The organism is Tenacibaculum sp. SDUM215027, assembly GCF_050566205.1.
In the GTDB taxonomy this organism is placed as follows: domain Bacteria; phylum Bacteroidota; class Bacteroidia; order Flavobacteriales; family Flavobacteriaceae; genus Polaribacter.
Genome location: NZ_JBNXUE010000009.1, coordinates 1 through 19,091, shown reverse-complemented (window position 1 = coordinate 19,091; position 19,091 = coordinate 1). Strand labels below are relative to the sequence as shown.

Genomic DNA, 19,091 nt, shown 5'->3' with positions numbered 1-19,091 from the left:
AATTTTATTGTTTTTTATAAGTACCTCTAAAAACTTCTTTAATTTTTTTGTGATTTTCGTCAAGAAAATTCCATACCTGAGTTACAGAACCATCTTTGTTCTTTGTCCATGTGATTTGGTTGTAGAAATTACCTTTGTCATTTTCTACAAAATCACTTTTTAAAGTCATGGTATTGCCTTTAAAACTGCCTTTTAAAACTAATGAAAAACCAGTGTTGTTAATCCAAAGTTGATTCCAAGTATTGTCTTTTTTATTGTAATAATTATAACTAGTTCCTTTGCTAGTAGACGTTTTTGAACTCCAATTTTCTTGAATAGCACAAGCATTAGGCATTTTTATAACGTTATTATGACCAATTAATTTTCCTTGTGTATTATAAACATCCCAATTTCCGACCCAAAAATCAAATTGGGTATAGCTTATTTCATTGCATGGTATTGTGGGGGTATTTTGTGCAGAAATAATCGAAAAAAAAGAAGAAATAATAAAAACTGTAACATAAACAATAATCCGGACCATAATGCTTGGGTTTGATTACCACAATTTTACGGATAAAAAGAGCCAATTTGTCTTTACAAAATGTTAAAAATAGAATCCTTTTTTTATGTTACATTTGTTGTAAAACTTACTTACTATGCAAGATAGACCTTTGATTTTAGTTACGAATGATGATGGAATTACCGCTCCAGGAATTCGTATGTTGATTGAAATTATGAATAAAATAGGGGATGTAGTAGTGGTAGCTCCTGATAGTCCGCAAAGTGGTATGGGGCATGCTATTACGGTTAATAATGTATTACATTGTAATCCTATTACTATTGATGAAGGTCCACAAATTGAGTATAGTTGTTCTGGTACACCGGCAGATTGCGTTAAAATGGCGAAGAATGAAATCCTAAATCGTACACCCGATTTATGTGTTTCAGGAATAAACCATGGAGCAAATTCATCGATTAATGTAATTTATTCAGGAACAATGAGTGCTGCAGTTGAAGCTGGTATTGAAGGAATTCCTGCAATAGGTTTCTCTCTATTAGATTTTGATTGGCACGCTGATTTTAGAGCTGCACGTAAGTTTATAGAAAAAATAGCGTTAAATGTTTTATTAAATGGATTACCAGATGGTGTAATTTTAAATGTAAACATTCCAAAGTTGAAAGAAGACGAAATTAAAGGGGTTCGTATATGTCGACAAGCAAATGGTTATTGGAAAGAAACGTTTGATAAACGTAAAAGTCCATTTGGTAAAGAGTATTATTGGCTTTCTGGAGAGTTTGTTAATAGAGATAAAGGGCAAGACACTGATATTTGGGCGCTAGAAAATGGATTTATATCTGTGGTACCTGTTCAGTTTGATATGACAGCGCATCACGCAATCCAAAAATTACATACATGGGACATATAAAAAAAGAAATATTGATTGGGATTTTAGTCTCATTGTTAGCAACGACTTGTGGTTTTTTTATCTATTTACAGTATATTTCAGAACTTAGTATTTCAGAAACTATTACTACAATAAGAGAAGGTGGGGTATTAGGTTCAGTAATAGCTTTAGCAGCGATACCTAACTTATTTGTTTTTTGGGTGTTTTTAAAGAAAAAACAAGATTACAGAGCAAGAGGAGTGTTAATAACTACAATTGCAGTAGCTTTATTAACAGCATTTTTAAAGTTTTTCTAATTCGAATACATGAAATATTACATTCTTGTTGGTGAAGCTTCGGGTGATTTACACGGAGCCAATTTAATGAAGGCCTTATTGAAGGAAGATCCGAAAGCAGATATTCGTTTTTGGGGAGGAGACCTAATGCAAGAAGTTGGAGGTACACTTGTTAAGCATTATAAAGAGCGTGCTTTTATGGGGTTTGTTGAGGTATTGATGAATTTACGCAAGATTTTAGGAATGATTTCTTTTTGTAAAAAAGATATTGCTCAATTCAATCCTGATGTAATAATTTTCATTGATAATTCAGGTTTTAATCTTCGTATTGCTAAATGGGCAAAAAAACAAGATTTTAGAACCAATTATTATATTTCACCACAAGTTTGGGCAAGTAGAGCAGGTAGGGTAAAGGATATTAAACGAGATATTGACCAAATGTTTGTAATTCTTCCATTTGAAAAAGAATTTTACAAAAAGTATGATTATAATGTTCATTTTGTAGGGCACCCTTTAATTGATGGAATTGCAGGAAGAGAACAAGTTTCTATCGAAAAGTTTAGAAAGGAACATGATTTAGGTCATAAAGAAGTTATAGCACTGTTACCTGGAAGTAGAAAACAAGAAATAACAAAAATGTTATCGGTAATGCTCTCATTAGTACAGGATTTTCCACAATATCAGTTTGTAGTGGCAGGAGCACCAAGTCAATCTTACGAGTTTTATCAAGAAATAATTGGAGATTCAAATGTGAAATTCATCAATAATAAAACTTATGATTTATTGAGTATTTCACATGCTGCTTTGGTAGCGTCAGGAACAGCAACTTTAGAAACAGCATTGTTTAAAGTACCTCAGGTAGTGTGCTATAAAGGAAGCAACATTTCATATCAAATAGCCAAACGAATAATAACATTAAAATATATATCGTTAGTTAATTTAATAATGGATAGAGAGGTGGTAAAAGAGTTAATACAAAACGATTTTACTAAAGAAAAATTACAATATGAATTAACTCGTATTTTAGAATCAGAACATCGTCAGCAATTGTTTTTGTCATACTTTGATTTGGAACAAAAATTAGGAGGAAAAGGAGCCTCTGCAAAAACAGCAAAGTTGATTGTTGCTGGGTTAAAAAAATAAAAATTAGCATGATAAAAAAAGTCTTCTTTATATGTTTGGTGTCATTTTTAATGATTTCTTGTGGATCATCAAAAAATGTTAGTACGACTTATCAAAAAAGAGTTTCAACAGTTACTCCTAAAAAAGTAGAAGTTACGGATATTAAAACCAGTGAAACATTAACAAAAAAAGAAGATGTAACCGTTGCTGATAAAATTGTATGGACTGCAGTAACTTATAAAGGTGCGCCATATCGTTTTGGTGGAATGACTAAAAGAGGAATGGATTGTTCTGGGTTAATTTTTACATCGTTTAAACAACGAAATGTACCCATAGCAAGAACATCACACCAAATGTACGTACAAGGAGAAAACATTTCGTTACGAGAGGTTCAAAGAGGAGATTTACTATTTTTTAAAACTTCAAGAAAAAGAGGTAGAGTAAATCATGTTGGGTTAGTAACTTCTGTAGATAATGGAGATATCCGTTTTATACATTCAACTACATCACGGGGGGTTATTGTAACTTCACTACATGAAAATTATTGGAAACGAGCTTTTATTAAAGCAAAGAGGGTGTTGTAGTGTAACAATAATTGAAAATTACTTATAATATTTTTAACTCTATCTTACTATAGAAAAAGATGTAATAAGTATATTTAAGACAACGGTTTTATATACTCATATCAAAGAAATAGGAAAAGGCTGTTTTCAAAAACAACCTTTTTTGTTTAAAAAGGAATCACTGCTATTTAACAGTCATCACTCCTAAGAATCATGTGTAAAGTGCTCTCTTTTACAATGTTATAGTCAATTAACATTCTTCCATCTTCAAGTTGTTTTCCTGCATAAATAATTCTCATGCATTCAGGAGGGACTCCACTTTTGTCTTGCAGTTTTAACTTAACATTCTCAATTGAATCACTAGGTTCAACTTCTATAGTGTAAGTTTTACCTGTTAAAGTTTTGACGAAAATTTGCATCGAGAAAGCATTAAAAGAAATAGTTAAGAAAAGTAGTGTGGTAAATAGTTTTTTCATTTTTTTAAATTTTAAATCCAATTCGAAATATACAAAATAGTAATGGTTTTAGCTTTCTGTTTATAATTTTTTGAAGAACTGTTTTTATTCCTGAAATAAAGTTTAAATATATTATTGTCTATATTTGATTAAAATTTACAAACCAACATAACCTTTAGTTAAAGATAAAGTATTTTAATGCTTTTAGAGCATTCATTAAGTACCTCTCTATAAACTGAATGAAGACATTGAATATAGTTACTGTTGAAGATGAAGATTTAACAGTAACTTCTTTAGAAAACTTATTGCAGAAAAGTCCTTATCCAATTTCTGTAAAAAAGTGATTGGAGAGTGTAGAAGATTCGATTCTTTGGCTTCAAGAAAACACTTGCGATTTAATTTTAAGCGATATTCACCTTGGAGATGGTTATAGTTTTGAAATTTTTGAAAGGTTGAAAATTTCAATTCCTATTATTTTTACAACAGCTTTTGATGAGTATGCCATCAAGTCTTTTCAGTTTTTTGCTATAGACTACTTGTTGAAACCATATAATGAAGAGTTACTTAATAAAGCGATAGGAAAATACATAAACATGAAAGAAACAAAGGCTATGCCTATAAGTTAGAGGAATTGTTGTGACTTAGTTTGGGATACTTAACCAAAGATTGCTACTAGATATTAAAGTCTGAAGAATAAGGAAACAATAAAATTTGCTTGTGTAAATTAGCAAAGAGAAAAATATGTTGGGTTAGTTGGTTAAATCAATATTAATGAACAAATAGGATATGCTTACAAGTAATGAATTATGTAATAAAAAAAAGCAATGGTATAAATTCAAGTAAGTTTCATTAGTGGAATAAAATTCTAAAATTAAGTGAACTTTATTTTGGAAAACATTTAGAAGAGTTGTCTATAGGATTAGAGTTAAATATTATATAATAAACAGTAGAAGAATATATAGAATTTAAATTATAAAAATAATAGAAAACTCTGAAAACAGATAATTTTATAATAAAAAAAGCTCTATACTAGAGCAGTACAGAGCGATAATTTAGAGTTTTAACAACCCAGCGGGTAAATCAAATGCAATGTAGATTCTTTGCCGATATTATAATCACTCAAGGTTCTTCCATTCTCAAGTTGCTTTCCTGCAAATATAAGTCTAACACAATCTGATGGAATTCCTTCTAGGTCTTCTAGTTTAAGTTTAACATTTTTAATAGTGTCAGCACTTGTAACTTCTAGGGTGATAGTTTTGCCAGTCAAAGTTTTTACGAAAATCCGCATTGAGAAAGCATTGAAAGAAATAGTTAAAAAAAGCAGTGTAATAAATAATTTTTTCATTTTAGTTTTTTTTAGTTATTGATAATAAGTAAGTGTTTAAAAACTTATTTAATTTAATAAGGTCCCTCCTGAACCTTCATGTGTAAGTCTATGTTGTTCATAATTATATACACTCCATTCGAGATGTTCTTCTGTGTAAACAGTGCCAATTCCTTCAACTACAATGTTGTAGTGGATTAACCCTCTGGTAAATAATTCTATTTCTCTAGAATTTCTAGCATAACCTCTGATGTTTAAATGATCGTAAGAAACCCCTAAAGTAAAGCCTGTAAAATAAGAAGTTTGATTACCTCAAACAACAGGTCCTTGAGATCCACCAGAATTAACTGTACATCTACTTACTATTTGTAAGTTAATAGTTGCTTGAGGGTATTCTATTACGACAAGTTGTTGACCAAATCTTTCACTTATTTTTTTGTTTAAGTTCGACTTGTCTTTTGAATCGAGTGAATTCAATTTCTTTTTTAGGAACTCATAATTATTAGATTTTTTCTTTTTCTTTTTTAAAAAAGATTTAAATTCATCTATTGTCTCGAATATCATCGGGCTACTTTCTTTTTGTGCCTCTGATTTTTTAATAGAGTAATTTGATCCCTGAGATAGAATTAATTCATGAATAGCTTTTTTTGTTAAAGTGTCTTGTTCTATTTCATCATTTTTAGAACATGATACAATGGTTAAGATTGTAACCAGTAGAAATGTTTTTTTTATTTTAATTTTTTTAAATGAAACAAGTTACTGTAAACAAAAGACTTAATTAGAAGATAAAACGATTTGTTTAGCTCGTACATTGATATACAAATACCTAATGAGTTTAGGATAGACAAAGAAGATAACTCTATTAATGCTGGAGCTGCAGAGAGCTATATTGAAATAAGCCAAGGATTGGTCGATTATGATGAAGAGTATATAAAGGTTTTTGTATTAGCTCATGAGTTAGGACACCTTGTAACATTAAAACAGGCAGAACAGTTTAATTTAGGAACAGAAATACCTTCTGGAACTCAAACAAACGCTTATAAAAAGGCGGAATGCTTAGCGGATTTAATAGCGGTACATTTAATAACTAGACAAGAAGTAGAATTAGGAAATAAGTTAGCTACAAATTTTGAAAGGTTACAAAACCTTTTAGGGCCTGAAATTTTCACACACCCAGGTGCAGTTGAAAGAGTGGGATTAATGAGAGAGTATATAGAAAAAAGTAACGAAGAAAGCGCTAATAAATCCTTTCAAGAAATATTTAAAAATATTTGGAATATGGATTAAAACAAAAAACACCTCTATGAGGTGTTTTTTTATAAAGCTTATCTTGTTAAAATGAATTAATTTAACATTTGCCACAACTTATCTTTAAGTTCCATTAATCCTTGTTGAGCTACTGAAGAAATGAATAAAACTTCGATACCTTCAGGTAAATCTTGTTTAATTTCTTCTTTTAATTCATCATCAAGCATATCCGATTTTGAAATGGCTAACAAACGATCTTTATCCAATAATTCAGGATTGTGTTTACGAAGTTCATTCAGTAAGATTTCATACTCCTTTTTTATATCCTCGCTATCAGCAGGAATTAAAAAGAGTAGGGTAGAGTTACGTTCGATATGACGTAAAAAGTGATGACCTAATCCTTTTCCTTCTGCAGCACCTTCAATAATTCCAGGAATATCTGCCATTACAAAACTTTGATGGTTACGGTATTCTACAATTCCTAAGTTAGGTTTTAAGGTTGTAAAAGCGTAATCAGCAATTTTTGGTTTTGCAGCAGTTATTACCGATAATAAAGTCGACTTTCCTGCATTCGGGAAACCTACTAAACCAACGTCAGCTAAAACTTTCAATTCGATACGATACCAACCTTCTTGGCCGTCAATACCTGGTTGCGCATAACGAGGTGTTTGATTAGTTGACGACTTAAAGTGCCAGTTACCACGACCACCTTTACCACCTTCTAATAAGATAATTTCTTGTCCGTCTTCAACAACTTCGTGTAAAACTTCATCGGTATCTGCATTACGGATAATAGTTCCTAAAGGAACAGGAACAACAACATCAGAACCATCTTGTCCGGTACTTCTACTGCTACTACCATCGCCACCGTGTTCTGCTCTAAAATGACGTTTAAATTTTAAATGGAAAAGCGTCCACATATTTTTATCGCCACGTAATATAATGTGACCACCACGACCACCATCACCGCCATCGGGACCACCTTTCGTGATGTACTTTTCGCGATGTAAGTGTGCAGATCCACGACCACCTTTACCCGATGATGCGTAGATTTTAATATAGTCGACAAAATTTCCTTCAGTCATTTTTTCTATAATGTTATTCCTACGAAAGCAGGAATTTTGTTAAAATTATATTCTTTAATACAGTGATTTTCTTGTTTTACAGGAAATTATAATGTATTGTAATTTATAACGTATCAAATACGTCAGATAAACGCTGTGTAATCTCTTCAATAGAACCAACACCGTTTACACCATAGTAATTACCTTGTGTGTTGTAATACTCTTTTAAAATAGCTGTTTTAGTGTTATATTCGTTAAAACGGTTACGAATTTTACTTTCATCCATATCGTCAGAACGACCACTAGTTTTTCCTCTTTCTAACAAACGTTCAACTAATAAATCTTCTGGTACTTCTAAAGCAACCATTCCGTTAATACGTTCATTTTTTTCAGCTAAAAAAGTATCTAACGCTTTTGCTTGTGATTCTGTACGAGGGAATCCGTCGAAAATAAACCCAGCAGCATCAGCATTCTTATTTACCTCCTCTTTTAACATGTTAATGGTAACTTCATCAGGAACTAAATCTCCAGCATCAATATATTTTTTTGCTAATACACCTAGCTCAGTTTCATTTTTGATATTAAATCGGAAAACCTCTCCAGTTGAAATATGTACTAAATTATATTTTTCTTTTAAAACTTCTGCTTGAGTACCTTTTCCTGCACCAGGAGGGCCGAATAATACGACGTTTTTCATATTGGGTTGTGTTGTTAATTGATAAATAGCAGGTAAATTTCTACCATACCCTTTGTAATCTAGCCCGTAACCTACAATAAATTTATCGTCAATACTTTTTCCGATATAGTCTATATGTAACTCTTTACGGTAAACATCAGGTTTGTAAAAAAGTGTTACTATTTTTAATTCTTTTATATTTTTTGTTTTAAAGATTTCGTAAATCTCTTGAAGGGTTGTACCAGTATCAATAATATCTTCTAAAATTACAACGGTACGACCAGATAAATCTTCATTAAGACCAATTAAACTCTTTACATTTTCTGTTGAAGATGTGCCTTGGTAAGAAGACAGCTTAACAAAACTAATTTCACAGTTACCTTTATACTGACGTAAAAAATCAGCAGTAAAAACAAAGCATCCATTTAAAATACCTATAAAGATAGGAACTTCATTCGGAGGTAAATCGTTTTTTAACTGTTCAGCCAAAGAGCTTACAGTAGTAGAAATTTCATCAGCTGAAATAAATTCTTTAAAGTATAAATCGTGGAGTTTTGTAATTTTCATCAGATTGCAAAGATAGTTGCTTGATATTAAATGAAAAAACCGTTTTGAAGTTTATTCAAAACGGTTTTATGCATGTTTTTATATGAGTTACTTGTTTTCCTCTTTTTTAGAAACGTCAAACATAATTGGCGTTGCAACAAATAAAGAAGAGTAAGTACCTACTACTACACCTATGATTAATGCGAACATAAATCCTTTAATACTGTCTCCTCCAAAGAAGAAGATAGCTAACATTACTAATAATGTTGTTAAAGAGGTGTTGATGGTTCTTCCTAATGTACTGTTTAATGCTTTATTAACTAAGCTAGCAGTAACTGTATTTTTACCTTCTGTAAATTCTCTAATTCTATCAAAAATTACCACGGTATCATTTAATGAGTACCCTACAACTGTTAAGATAGCAGCAATGAACGATTGACCAATTTCCATATCAAATGGCATGAATTTGTATAATAAAGAGAACACACCTAATACAACTAATACATCATGGAAAACAGCTATTACCGCACCGATAGAATACGCCATTTTTCTAAAACGTAATAAGATGTATAAGAATACCACAATTAATGAACCTAAAACCGCCCATAATGCTGATTGTTTAATATCATCAGCAATTGTAGGTTCTACTTTCATATAACTCATAATTCCGTTTCCAGCTTTTTCAAAACCAGGTTTAAAATTTTCGTATGAAGTATTACCTAAATGAGGTTTTAACCCGTTATATAAAGCTGTTTGTACTTCTTCATCAACTTCAGTACCGTCTTCGTCAATTTTGAATGCAGTAGTAATTTTTAATTGGTGATCAGAACCATAAGTTTTTACTTCTGGAGCTGTACCAAATACGTCTTTTAATTGTTCAGCAACTTCGTTACCTTTCATAGCTTCGTCAAAACGAACTACGTAAGAACGACCTCCTTTAAAGTCAACTCCTTGTTTTAATCCTAAAGTAAATATAGAAACTAAACCAACAACAATAAAAAATCCTGAAATGATGTAAGCGATTTTACGTTTTTGTAAAAACTCGATAGAAATATTTTTAAACCAGTTTTTAGAGAACCCTGTATTGAAAGGTAAACTAGCTCCTTTAGCAACTGCACCGTCAATAAATAAACGAGTAATAAATACTGCTGTAAATAAAGAAGTAGCAATACCAATCATTAATGTTAAAGCGAAACCTTTAATTGGTCCTGTACCAAAAGTATATAAGATAACACCTGTTAATAAGGTAGTAATGTTGGCATCAATAATTGCAGATAATGCACCTTTGATACTAAACCCTTCATCTACAGAGTCAGCCAAGTTTTTCCCTCCGTTTAAAGCCTCTTTGATTCTTTCGAAAATAATTACGTTTGCATCAACCGACATACCAATGGTTAAGATAATACCTGCGATACCTGGTAAGGTTAATACAGAACTGAAAGATGCTAAAATTCCGAAAATGAATAAAATATTTACAACTAAAGCAACATTAGCATATAAACCAGCTCTACCGTAGTATAAGAACATCCAAACTAATACTAAAATAATAGCTAATCCGAATGACCACATACTCGCATCAATAGATTCTTTACCTAATGATGGTCCAACAACTTCCATTTGAATAGCCCTAGCAGGCGCAGGTAATTTACCAGCTTTTAATACAGTAGCAATATCTTGTGCTTCTGTAACGGTCATAGAACCTCCAGAAATTTGAGTGCTTCCTCCAGAAATTACTTGATTTACAGAAGGTGCAGTATATACATAATTATCTAAAACAACAGCAACAAACTTACCAACGTTTTCACTTGTCATTTTAGCCCATTGCTTTGTTCCTGAAGCATTCATTAGCATAGATACTACAGGCTTACTCATTTGGTCATATTCTTGCTTAGCATCTGCAATCACATCACCATCAATAGGAGCTTGGTCTTTTCTATTAGACTTGATAGCATATAAATTTATAATTTCGCTGCCATCAGCACCTGGTTGTGCTTTATAATCCCATAAAAACTTAGTATATTTTAAGTTGTTAGGTAACAAAGTTCTTACTTCTTTGTTGTGTAAGAAACTATTTACTTTTGCTGTATCTTGAACTCTAGCTTGCGCTACTAAAGGACTCACTTGTTGAGGACTTTGAGCTACATTAGGGTATAAATAAGTAAACAAGTTTTTTTGAGTTTCAACGTTTGTTGAATCAGCAGACTCACCTAATAAATCATCAATATCATTGTTGGTTTTAGTGGTGTCTTTAACTTGTTCAGTAGCAGAATCATCTTTTAATAATTCAGCAACTTTAGCGTTTGCAGTAAAGAAAAAGTTTTGAACGTCTGCATTGGTATGTACTTCCCAAAACTCTAGTTCAGCAGTACTTTGTAATAATTTTTGAGCACGATCAATATCTTTTGCTCCTGGTAATTCTACTTGAATTCTACCAGAGTTTCCGATTCGTTGAATGTTTGGTTGAACAACCCCGAATTTATCAATACGGCTACGTAATACTTCAAAAGCAGTGTTGATAGAAGTGTTGATTTCTTCTTGTAAAGTCGATTTAACCTGCTCGTTTGTTTTGTTGAAGTCTATTTTATCACGTAAGGCTTTTGTTCCAAAAATACTTGGGTCGCTTAATTTAAGGCTACCATTACTTAATTTTTCGAACTCGTTGTAGAATAAATCTAAGTAATTCGCTTGACTGTTCTTTTGAGCTTCATCAGCATTTTTTAACGCTTGCTTAAAAGTTGTGTTTTGAGAATCGTTAGATAATCCGATTAAGATATCTTTAACCGATACCTGTAAAATTGCATTAATACCTCCTTTTAAATCAAGACCAAGGTTCATTTCCTTGTTTCTGATGTCATTGTAAGAGTACTTTGCAAATCCTAAGTTTACTACCTCTTTGTTAGCTACGCTATCTAAGTATTTTCTTTCATATCTAGCCAAAGCCCTACCATTGTTGTCACTAACATTAGCCTTAGCATACTGTTTCGCACTATCTTCTACCTTATTGGCAAAGAACGTAAACGAAATTTGATAAATACTTACTAAACCAAAAAGTATAGCAAATAATTTAATTAATCCTTTGTTTTGCATTGTAAATAATTTAAATCGACTTTATTTTAAAAACGTGCAAATATAGCGTTTCATTAAATGAAAAGCCAATTCTTTTACCATATTTGTGTGATTAGATAATAATTAGGGAATATTTGCTAACAAATGTCAGTTTTTATAGGAATTATATTACGTATATTTACCTGCTTTTTTAGTAAAACAAATAACTTAAAATTTTAAACAATTTGCCATGGCGCATTTAACCGATATCGAGATTGCTCAAGCAAAAGAATTACAACATATTAAGCATATAGCAAGTAAGTTACAGATAGGAGAGAATGATTTAGAAATGTATGGAAAATACAAAGCTAAATTACCTCTAAACTTAATAGATGAAGAGAAAATAAAAGAAAATAACTTGGTGTTGGTTACGGCATTAACACCAACGCCTGCTGGAGAAGGTAAAACTACTGTTTCTATAGGATTAACAGAAGGATTGAATAAAGTAGGAAAGCAAGCTACTGTAGTATTAAGAGAACCTTCGTTAGGGCCTGTTTTTGGAATCAAAGGAGGAGCTGCTGGAGGTGGATATTCACAAGTTGTTCCAATGGAAGATATCAACTTACATTTTACAGGAGACTTTAATGCAATTGAAAAAGCAAACAATTTATTATCAGCTTTAATAGACAATAACTTACAAAGTAAAACGAATAATTTAAATATTGATCCACGAACTATTTTATGGAAACGTGTAATTGATATGAACGATCGTGCATTACGTCAAATCACAATTGGTTTAGGAGGTACAGCAAATGGGATACCTCGTGAAGATGGGTTTAATATTACGCCAGCATCTGAAGTAATGGCAATTCTTTGTATGGCCACTAGTTTTGACGATTTAAAAGAACGTTTAGGAAATATTTTTATCGGGTTTACTTTTGATAAAAAACCAGTTTTTGCTCGTGATTTAAAAGCACAAGATGCAATGGCTATTTTGCTGAAAGATGCGATAAAACCAAACTTGGTACAAACGTTAGAAGAGAATCCTGCGATTATTCATGGTGGACCTTTTGCAAACATAGCACAAGGAACGAATACAATTATTGCTACTAAAATGGGGTTGTCATTATCAAATTATGTAGTGACTGAAGCAGGGTTCGGAGCAGATTTAGGAGCAGAAAAATTCTTAAATATTAAATCACAATATGCGGGATTAAATCCAAAATGTGTGGTATTAGTTGCTACTATTAGAGCATTGCGTCACCATGGAGGTTCTCCAAAAGAAGAATATAATACGCCAAGTTTAGAGCGTGTACAAAACGGATTTAAAAACTTAGAAAAGCATATTGAAAATATTAGAAAGTTCAATATAGAGCCTGTAGTAGCGATTAATTCTTTTATTTCTGATTCAGATGAAGAAGTACAGTTCGTAATTGATGCTTGTGAAAAGTTAAGAGTACAAGCCGTTGTTTCAGAAGGATGGGCGAAAGGAGGAAAAGGAACTAAAGATTTAGCAAAAGCAGTAGTTGACGTAGTTGAAAATAAAGCAACGCAGTACAAACCACTGTATGATTGGAAGAGTTCTGTAAAAGAAAAGATAGAAACCATTGCTAAAGAAATTTATGGAGCAGATGGTGTAACATATGATAAAAAGGCAGAATTGAACCTGCGTAGAATTGACCGTTTAGGGTTTAACGACTTTGCTATTTGTATGGCTAAAACACAAAAATCATTTTCCGATGATGATAGATTAATTGGAAGACCAGAGGGGTTTACGATCACTGTTCGAGAAATAGAGATTGCGGCAGGGGCACAGTTTATCATTCCAATTTTAGGAAAAATGATGCGTATGCCTGGGTTACCTGCAACACCAGCATCTGAAAATATGACGATAGATAACAACGGTGTGATTTCAGGATTGTCATAGTAACCTCATAGAAAATCATAGCATAAATAAAATCCCGAGAACATCACTCGGGATTTTTTATGAAATTCACTCATTGATTTAGCAGTATGTTTTTAGGTAATCAATCTAAGTAAATCACTTTAATTCTTGATTACTCCATTCCATTATTTTAGTTAGAACTTTTTTTAACGACTTACCTTTCTCCGTTAATCTATATTCAACCTTGGGCGGAATAACAGGATAAGATTTCCTATCCACTATTTTCAATTTCTCCAAATCTTTTAATTGCTGTGATAGCATTTTTTGGCTAATCCCATCAATAGCTTTGTCTAGTTCGTTAAACCGCATTACTTCGTTTAAAAGCAAAAGCCAAACTATTACGGGTTTCCATTTTCCTCCAATTTGTTCCATGAAAATTGTTATCGGACATTCTTTAGCCTGTTGATATTTTTTTTCAATTATTTTATCTCCTTCTTTCATTTTAAAATAGATTTTTCCAACAAATAAGTTAGTTACTTACTAAAAAGTAAGTACTTGTCAAATGTAAAGTTATTTGTCAAATTTGTAAAAAAATAATTAAATGAATACTAAAATAATAGTAATAACAGGAGGGACAACAGGAATTGGTTTTGCCTGTGCAGAATATCTTGTAAGCTTAAACTATCAAGTAATAATAACTAGCAGAACTAAAGAAAATTTAGAGGAAGCGACTTCAAGACTAGGAAATAATTCTTTTGGGATGTTATCTGATACTTCATCTTTAAGTGATATTGATGATTTAGTTATGAAAATAAAGAAACAGTTTGGGAAGATTGATGGATTGTTTGTTAACGCAGGTGTTTTTAAAGCGTCTAGTTTTGAAGAAACTTCAGAAGAATTATTTGAAGAAACAATGAATATCAATTTTAAAGGAGCTTTTTTTGCGGTTCAAAAATTTGTTCCGATCCTAAAAAATCCATCAAGTATTGTTTTAAATACTTCGATTGTGGTTTTTAAAGCATTTACAAATACAAGTGTTTACACAGCAAGTAAAGCAGCATTAGAAAGTTTATCAAAAGTTTTAAATATAGAACTTAAAGATAAAGGAATAAGAGTAAATATAGTTAGTCCAGGAGTTACAGAAAGCCCAATCCAAAAAAAATCAGGAATGACAGATGAAGCAATTAATAATTTAGTCGAACATTTTTCGTCAACATCTCCAATAGGTAGGATTTTAGTACCTAAAGATATTGCGCCTATTGTTGAATTTTTACTTTCAGATAAATCACTAGTATTGAGAAATGAGAAAATCATCGTTGATGGAGGAACAACCCTTTAATTAGTTGTTTATAAATAACATTTAAGTAGAAGTGAAGATTAACTCAATTAAGTGTAAATGAAAAAGCAACTTTATTTGTTACTAAATGTAGCCAAATAAGGTTGCTTTTTTTATATGTAAAACAAGAAAGAATTAACTTACACCACGTTGTTTATTGATTTCGTCTTGTAACTGCCTGCGTAATTTTTGCTCTTTTTCAATTGATTTTCTCTTGTACTGTTCAAACTCTTCTTCGGTTTCAGCTAAAAGACTTTGGGTTTCTTTAGTAACCACATTACTATTCTTAAATCTGTAAATAAAGAAAGTTAACCCCGCAAGTAAAATGAAGATTATACCCCATACAATAGAGTTATAGGTAGATTTGTTTAGCGGAATACCAACAAAAGAAATAGCATCTTCTTTGTCAATAGAAGTGGCCAAGTCTTTATTTAATGTGTCTATTTTAGTTTGTAGTTCTGTAACACTTTTTTGTTGCTCGTTTATTTTTACTTGTTTAGCAGCAGCATCTGTTTTAATAACTTTTATACTATCTAAAATACTATTCTGTAGTTTTAAGTATTCATTCTTTTTTACAACCTTATAAATTTGATAGTTGTTAGATTTTTTATAAAGCTCTTTAAATTGGTTTTCAACAGTATTGGGTTGTTCAATAGGGCTGTCTTGAGCAATAATACTTTGAGTAAAGATAAAGATGAATACTATTTTTAAAAATTTCATAGGATTGATATTTTAGTTCAATTGATGAATATAGGTGGTTTAAAAAAACCCAAACGTTAAGGTTTGGGTTTTTAGTATAAGCAAGGTTATGAAACTTATTTTACTTTTTCTACAATGGCCTTAAAAGCTTCTGGGTTGTTCATAGCTAAATCAGCTAAAACCTTACGGTTTAACTCAATGTTATTAGCTTTAACTTTTCCCATAAACTGTGAGTAAGACATTCCGAATTGACGAGCTCCAGCGTTAATACGTTGGATCCATAATGAACGGAAGTTTCTCTTATTGTTTTTACGGTCACGGTATGCATATAGCATTCCTTTTTCAACCGCATTCTTTGCTACTGTGTAAACGTTTTTACGACGTCCAAAGTAACCTTTTGCTTGCTTCAAGATTTTTTTTCTTCTATTTCTTGAAGCTACTGAATTTACTGATCTTGGCATAATTCAAATGTGTTTTTGTAGTAGGCGACTTATTTAAAAGTTCTTCATGTGCCTAACTCCATGGTTAATAATTAAATTCCCTGTGCTAACAATTATTTTAAAACTAATTGTTGCTTAATGTTAGCTTCATCTGACTTGTGTACTAAAGTCGAATGAGTTAATGCAAGCTTACGTTTTTTAGACTTCTTTGTTAAAATGTGACTTTTAAACGCGTGCTTTCTTTTGATTTTCCCAGAACCAGTTAACTTGAAACGTTTTTTGGCACTAGACTTTGTTTTAATTTTAGGCATCTTTGTTCTTAGTTTTATCTTGCTTATATTATCGTTGTATTTGTTTATTTAACCTTTTTAGGGGCAATAAACATAATCATACGTTTTCCTTCCAGTTTAGGCATTTGTTCTACCTTACCATATTCTTCTAATTCTTGAGCTAATTTTAATAGTAAAATCTGTCCTTGTTCTTTAAATACAATCGAACGCCCTTTGAAGAATACAAAAGCCTTTAATTTAGCTCCGTCTTTCAAGAACTTAATAGCGTGCTTCTTTTTAAATTCGTAATCATGTTCGTCAGTCTGAGGCCCAAAACGAATTTCCTTAACAGTAACTTTAGTCGCTTTAGACTTTAAGGCTTTTTCACGTTTCTTTTGCTCATATAAGAACTTTTTGTAATCAATAACTTTACATACAGGAGGAACAGCTTTAGGTGAAATTTCAACTAAATCTAATTCTAACTCTCGTGCAATCTCTCTAGCTTTAGCTAATGGATATACACCAACTTCAAGGTTATCGCCTACAAGACGAACTTCATCAACATGTCTAATTTTTTCATTAATTCTATGTTGATCTTCTTTAATTACTCTCGCGGGTCTTCTACCGCCTTTTCTTCTAATTGCTATGACTTATAAATTTTAAATTACTATCTATTTTTTTTAACTTCCAAAAGGAACTAATGTTTTACTAACTTCTTTCTGTATTAGAGAAATGAACTCTTCAATAGTAAATGTTCCTAAATCACCTTCACCATGTTTTCTCACAGATACTGTGCCATCTTTTTCTTCTTGTTCACCAACAATAACCATAAAAGGTATTTTGCTAACTTCGGCATCACGTATCTTTCTTCCTGTCTTCTCGTTACGGTTATCAACGAGGGCGCGAATTTCGGAATTTTCTAACAAAGTTAAAACTTTTTCCGTATATTTTTGATATTTCTCACTGATTGGCAGTACAATAACTTGCTCAGGGGTTAACCAAAGCGGGAAATTACCTCCTGTGTGCTCTAGTAAAACAGCAATAAAACGCTCCATAGAACCAAATGGTGCACGGTGAATCATTACTGGTCTGTGTAATTGGTTGTCAGCACCTTTGTATTGTAATTCAAAACGTTCAGGTAGGTTATAATCTACTTGAATTGTTCCTAATTGCCAACTTCTACCTAAAGCATCTTTAACCATAAAGTCTAATTTAGGACCATAAAAGGCAGCTTCACCTTCTTCAATCACATAATCTAAACCTTTATCTTCTGCTGCATTGATAATTGCTTGTTCTGCTTTTTCCCAATTTTCAACTGAACCTATATACTTATCAAGGTTATCCATATCTCTAATAGATACTTGTGCAGTGAAATTTTCAAAACCTAAAGATCCAAATACATATAGTACTAAATCAATTACATTTTTAAACTCTTCATCTAATTGTCCAGGAGTACAAAAAATATGAGCATCATCTTGAGTAAAACCACGTACACGAGTTAAACCGTGTAGTTCACCACTTTGCTCATATCTATATACAGTACCAAATTCAGCAAAACGTTTTGGTAAATCTTTGTATGAATAAGGTTTGTGATTATATACCTCACAGTGATGAGGACAGTTCATCGGTTTTAATAAAAACTCTTCGTCAGCTTTTGGTGTAGTAATCGGCTGAAAACTATCTTCACCATACTTAGCATAGTGTCCAGAAGTAACATATAGTTCTTTCTGTCCAATATGTGGTGTCATTACCATTTCGTAACCAGCTTTTTTTTGAGCAGCTTTTAAGAAATCTTCTAAACGTCCACGTAAAGCAGCACCTTTAGGTAACCATAAAGGTAACCCTTGTCCTACTTTTTGAGAGAACGTAAATAACTCTAATTCTTTACCAAGTTTTCTATGGTCACGCTTTTTAGCTTCTTCAAGTAGTTCTAAATATTGTTTTAATTCTTTTTGTTTAGGAAAAGAGATTCCATACACACGAGTTAACTGATTGTTCTTTTCGTCACCACGCCAATAAGCACCAGCAACATTCATAATCTTTACAGCCTTAATAATTCCTGTATTAGGAATGTGCCCACCACGACATAAATCAGTAAAGTCACTATGGTCACAAAAAGTAATGTCACCATCTTCTAACCCTTCAATAAGCTCTACCTTATATTGATTGTCTTGGGCTTTGTAATAAGCTAAAGCATCAGCTTTAGAAATAGAACGTAGTTTAAATTCTGCTTTTTCACGAGCACGTTCTAAAAACTTCTTTTCTATTTTGTCAAAGTCTTTTTCTGAAATAGACTCATCTCCAAAATCAACATCGTAATAAAACCCGTTTTCAATAGCAGGACCAATAGTTAATTTGGCATTAGGATAAAAATCTAAAATAGCTTGAGCTAATACGTGAGCCGAAGAATGCCAGAAAGCTTTTTTTCCTTCAGGATTGTTAAATGTATATAATACTAACGAGCCATCTGTGGTTAAAGGAGTAGAGGTTTCAACGGTAGCTCCATTAAAACTTGCAGAAATAACATTTCTAGCTAACCCCTCACTAATACTTTTAGCAACATCCATTGCTGTACTATTCATTTCAAACTCTTTGACGCTCCCGTCAGGTAATGTAATTTTTATCATTGTATAATATAGTTGTTATAAATAATTTCCTTACAAGTGGAAATTTTGAATCGCAAAGATATTGTAAAAGCATTTTTCATACAATATATATATAATGTATTTCGCATAAGGTGATCTATTCATGTTAGTGTT

Annotated in this window: 21 protein-coding genes; 8 read left to right on the top strand and 13 right to left on the bottom strand. The window is 31.8% G+C overall.

Translation table 11 applies throughout. The annotated features are described in order from the left end of the window. Positions 1 to 4 precede the first annotated feature (4 nt). On the bottom strand, positions 5 to 520 hold the full coding sequence (locus tag ACQYZ7_RS15910; RefSeq protein WP_430730698.1) for a hypothetical protein: 516 nt from the start codon (positions 518 to 520) through the stop codon (positions 5 to 7). Positions 521 to 635: 115 nt separating this feature from the next. Between ACQYZ7_RS15910 and surE the strand changes: the two genes are divergently transcribed. Genes surE through ACQYZ7_RS15890 form a run of 4 tightly spaced genes read left to right on the top strand, consistent with a single transcriptional unit; the run spans position 636 to position 3,366 of the window. Further along, positions 636 to 1,406 (top strand): 5'/3'-nucleotidase SurE, encoded by a 771-nt coding sequence (surE, locus tag ACQYZ7_RS15905; RefSeq protein ID WP_330488342.1) that lies wholly within the window; start codon positions 636 to 638, stop codon positions 1,404 to 1,406. Continuing rightward, the gene (locus tag ACQYZ7_RS15900) at positions 1,394 to 1,681 is read left to right on the top strand and encodes a hypothetical protein (protein WP_430730697.1); all 288 of its coding nucleotides are present in this window, start codon (positions 1,394 to 1,396) and stop codon (positions 1,679 to 1,681) included. The genes surE and ACQYZ7_RS15900 overlap by 13 nt, the downstream gene beginning before the upstream one ends. 9 nt (positions 1,682 to 1,690) lie before the next feature. Further along, positions 1,691 to 2,803 (top strand): lipid-A-disaccharide synthase, encoded by a 1,113-nt coding sequence (gene lpxB, locus ACQYZ7_RS15895; RefSeq protein WP_430730696.1) that lies wholly within the window; start codon positions 1,691 to 1,693, stop codon positions 2,801 to 2,803. Between the two features lie 8 nt (positions 2,804 to 2,811). Then, on the top strand, positions 2,812 to 3,366 hold the full coding sequence (locus tag ACQYZ7_RS15890; protein ID WP_430730695.1) for a C40 family peptidase: 555 nt from the start codon (positions 2,812 to 2,814) through the stop codon (positions 3,364 to 3,366). A gap of 167 nt (positions 3,367 to 3,533) precedes the next feature. Here the strand turns inward: ACQYZ7_RS15890 and ACQYZ7_RS15885 are convergent, their stop codons facing one another. Then, positions 3,534 to 3,821: a ubiquitin-like protein gene (locus ACQYZ7_RS15885; protein WP_274639706.1), complete on the bottom strand. Its 288-nt coding sequence runs from the start codon at positions 3,819 to 3,821 to the stop codon at positions 3,534 to 3,536. Between the two features lie 323 nt (positions 3,822 to 4,144). On the opposite strand from ACQYZ7_RS15885, the gene ACQYZ7_RS15880 reads away from it, so the two are divergent. Beyond that, the gene (locus ACQYZ7_RS15880; RefSeq protein WP_430730694.1) at positions 4,145 to 4,426 is read left to right on the top strand and encodes a LytR/AlgR family response regulator transcription factor; all 282 of its coding nucleotides are present in this window, start codon (positions 4,145 to 4,147) and stop codon (positions 4,424 to 4,426) included. Between the two features lie 434 nt (positions 4,427 to 4,860). Here the strand turns inward: ACQYZ7_RS15880 and ACQYZ7_RS15875 are convergent, their stop codons facing one another. Both ACQYZ7_RS15875 and ACQYZ7_RS15870 read right to left on the bottom strand, forming a co-directional pair. Further along, positions 4,861 to 5,145: a ubiquitin-like protein gene (locus ACQYZ7_RS15875; protein ID WP_430730693.1), complete on the bottom strand. Its 285-nt coding sequence runs from the start codon at positions 5,143 to 5,145 to the stop codon at positions 4,861 to 4,863. Positions 5,146 to 5,436: 291 nt separating this feature from the next. Continuing rightward, entirely contained in the window at positions 5,437 to 5,688 is a 252-nt protein-coding gene (locus tag ACQYZ7_RS15870; RefSeq protein ID WP_430730692.1) for a hypothetical protein, read from the bottom strand. Positions 5,689 to 5,919: 231 nt separating this feature from the next. Here ACQYZ7_RS15870 and ACQYZ7_RS15865 point away from each other — a divergent pair, with 231 nt between their 5' ends. Continuing rightward, entirely contained in the window at positions 5,920 to 6,411 is a 492-nt protein-coding gene (locus tag ACQYZ7_RS15865; RefSeq protein ID WP_430730691.1) for a hypothetical protein, read from the top strand. A 56-nt stretch (positions 6,412 to 6,467) separates the two neighbouring features. On the opposite strand, the gene obgE is transcribed toward ACQYZ7_RS15865, so the two are convergent. From obgE to secDF, 3 genes are all read right to left on the bottom strand, one after another. Beyond that, complete coding sequence (obgE, locus tag ACQYZ7_RS15860) at positions 6,468 to 7,457, bottom strand: GTPase ObgE (RefSeq protein ID WP_430730690.1); 990 nt, start codon at positions 7,455 to 7,457, stop codon at positions 6,468 to 6,470. A 103-nt stretch (positions 7,458 to 7,560) separates the two neighbouring features. Continuing rightward, positions 7,561 to 8,679 carry an adenylate kinase gene (locus ACQYZ7_RS15855; RefSeq protein WP_430730689.1) on the bottom strand — a complete coding sequence of 373 codons (1,119 nt, stop codon included), beginning with the start codon at positions 8,677 to 8,679 and terminating at the stop codon, positions 7,561 to 7,563. A gap of 87 nt (positions 8,680 to 8,766) precedes the next feature. After that, the gene (gene secDF, locus ACQYZ7_RS15850; RefSeq protein WP_430730688.1) at positions 8,767 to 11,745 is read right to left on the bottom strand and encodes a protein translocase subunit SecDF; all 2,979 of its coding nucleotides are present in this window, start codon (positions 11,743 to 11,745) and stop codon (positions 8,767 to 8,769) included. A 208-nt stretch (positions 11,746 to 11,953) separates the two neighbouring features. On the opposite strand from secDF, the gene ACQYZ7_RS15845 reads away from it, so the two are divergent. Continuing rightward, the gene (locus ACQYZ7_RS15845) at positions 11,954 to 13,630 is read left to right on the top strand and encodes a formate--tetrahydrofolate ligase (protein WP_430730687.1); all 1,677 of its coding nucleotides are present in this window, start codon (positions 11,954 to 11,956) and stop codon (positions 13,628 to 13,630) included. Positions 13,631 to 13,744: 114 nt separating this feature from the next. Here the strand turns inward: ACQYZ7_RS15845 and ACQYZ7_RS15840 are convergent, their stop codons facing one another. After that, positions 13,745 to 14,089: a winged helix-turn-helix transcriptional regulator gene (locus ACQYZ7_RS15840; RefSeq protein WP_430730686.1), complete on the bottom strand. Its 345-nt coding sequence runs from the start codon at positions 14,087 to 14,089 to the stop codon at positions 13,745 to 13,747. Between the two features lie 100 nt (positions 14,090 to 14,189). On the opposite strand from ACQYZ7_RS15840, the gene ACQYZ7_RS15835 reads away from it, so the two are divergent. After that, complete coding sequence (locus ACQYZ7_RS15835; RefSeq protein ID WP_430730685.1) at positions 14,190 to 14,927, top strand: SDR family oxidoreductase; 738 nt, start codon at positions 14,190 to 14,192, stop codon at positions 14,925 to 14,927. A 132-nt stretch (positions 14,928 to 15,059) separates the two neighbouring features. On the opposite strand, the gene ACQYZ7_RS15830 is transcribed toward ACQYZ7_RS15835, so the two are convergent. The 5 genes from ACQYZ7_RS15830 to thrS all read right to left on the bottom strand — a co-directional run bounded on the left by ACQYZ7_RS15830 (position 15,060) and on the right by thrS (position 18,959). Continuing rightward, on the bottom strand, positions 15,060 to 15,644 hold the full coding sequence (locus ACQYZ7_RS15830) for a tRNA (guanine-N1)-methyltransferase (protein ID WP_430730684.1): 585 nt from the start codon (positions 15,642 to 15,644) through the stop codon (positions 15,060 to 15,062). Positions 15,645 to 15,739: 95 nt separating this feature from the next. Continuing rightward, positions 15,740 to 16,084, bottom strand: coding sequence for a 50S ribosomal protein L20 (gene rplT, locus ACQYZ7_RS15825; RefSeq protein ID WP_028891166.1), 345 nt, complete (start codon positions 16,082 to 16,084; stop codon positions 15,740 to 15,742). A gap of 92 nt (positions 16,085 to 16,176) precedes the next feature. Further along, entirely contained in the window at positions 16,177 to 16,374 is a 198-nt protein-coding gene (gene rpmI, locus ACQYZ7_RS15820) for a 50S ribosomal protein L35 (RefSeq protein ID WP_099215431.1), read from the bottom strand. Between the two features lie 44 nt (positions 16,375 to 16,418). Continuing rightward, positions 16,419 to 16,937, bottom strand: a complete 519-nt coding sequence (gene infC / locus ACQYZ7_RS15815) for a translation initiation factor IF-3 (protein WP_320244219.1) — start codon at positions 16,935 to 16,937, stop codon at positions 16,419 to 16,421. A gap of 75 nt (positions 16,938 to 17,012) precedes the next feature. Then, the gene (thrS, locus tag ACQYZ7_RS15810; RefSeq protein WP_430730683.1) at positions 17,013 to 18,959 is read right to left on the bottom strand and encodes a threonine--tRNA ligase; all 1,947 of its coding nucleotides are present in this window, start codon (positions 18,957 to 18,959) and stop codon (positions 17,013 to 17,015) included. Positions 18,960 to 19,091: the final 132 nt, after the last annotated feature.

Excerpts from the sequence above, each read along its gene's own strand:
- ACQYZ7_RS15845 (WP_430730687.1), top strand. The coding sequence starts at position 11,954 with ATGGCGCATTTAACCGATATCGAGATTGCTCAAGCAAAAGAATTACAA.
- ACQYZ7_RS15910 (WP_430730698.1), bottom strand. The coding sequence starts at position 520 with ATGGTCCGGATTATTGTTTATGTTACAGTTTTTATTATTTCTTCTTTT.
- ACQYZ7_RS15885 (WP_274639706.1), bottom strand. The coding sequence starts at position 3,821 with ATGAAAAAACTATTTACCACACTACTTTTCTTAACTATTTCTTTTAAT.
- rplT (WP_028891166.1), bottom strand. The coding sequence starts at position 16,084 with ATGCCAAGATCAGTAAATTCAGTAGCTTCAAGAAATAGAAGAAAAAAA.
- thrS (WP_430730683.1), bottom strand. The coding sequence starts at position 18,959 with ATGATAAAAATTACATTACCTGACGGGAGCGTCAAAGAGTTTGAAATG.
- obgE (WP_430730690.1), bottom strand. The coding sequence starts at position 7,457 with ATGACTGAAGGAAATTTTGTCGACTATATTAAAATCTACGCATCATCG.
- lpxB (WP_430730696.1), top strand. The coding sequence starts at position 1,691 with ATGAAATATTACATTCTTGTTGGTGAAGCTTCGGGTGATTTACACGGA.
- ACQYZ7_RS15835 (WP_430730685.1), top strand. The coding sequence starts at position 14,190 with ATGAATACTAAAATAATAGTAATAACAGGAGGGACAACAGGAATTGGT.
- secDF (WP_430730688.1), bottom strand. The coding sequence starts at position 11,745 with ATGCAAAACAAAGGATTAATTAAATTATTTGCTATACTTTTTGGTTTA.
- ACQYZ7_RS15840 (WP_430730686.1), bottom strand. The coding sequence starts at position 14,089 with ATGAAAGAAGGAGATAAAATAATTGAAAAAAAATATCAACAGGCTAAA.
- ACQYZ7_RS15830 (WP_430730684.1), bottom strand. The coding sequence starts at position 15,644 with ATGAAATTTTTAAAAATAGTATTCATCTTTATCTTTACTCAAAGTATT.
- ACQYZ7_RS15870 (WP_430730692.1), bottom strand. The coding sequence starts at position 5,688 with ATGATATTCGAGACAATAGATGAATTTAAATCTTTTTTAAAAAAGAAA.
- ACQYZ7_RS15875 (WP_430730693.1), bottom strand. The coding sequence starts at position 5,145 with ATGAAAAAATTATTTATTACACTGCTTTTTTTAACTATTTCTTTCAAT.
- ACQYZ7_RS15890 (WP_430730695.1), top strand. The coding sequence starts at position 2,812 with ATGATAAAAAAAGTCTTCTTTATATGTTTGGTGTCATTTTTAATGATT.
- surE (WP_330488342.1), top strand. The coding sequence starts at position 636 with ATGCAAGATAGACCTTTGATTTTAGTTACGAATGATGATGGAATTACC.
- ACQYZ7_RS15900 (WP_430730697.1), top strand. The coding sequence starts at position 1,394 with ATGGGACATATAAAAAAAGAAATATTGATTGGGATTTTAGTCTCATTG.
- rpmI (WP_099215431.1), bottom strand. The coding sequence starts at position 16,374 with ATGCCTAAAATTAAAACAAAGTCTAGTGCCAAAAAACGTTTCAAGTTA.
- ACQYZ7_RS15855 (WP_430730689.1), bottom strand. The coding sequence starts at position 8,679 with ATGAAAATTACAAAACTCCACGATTTATACTTTAAAGAATTTATTTCA.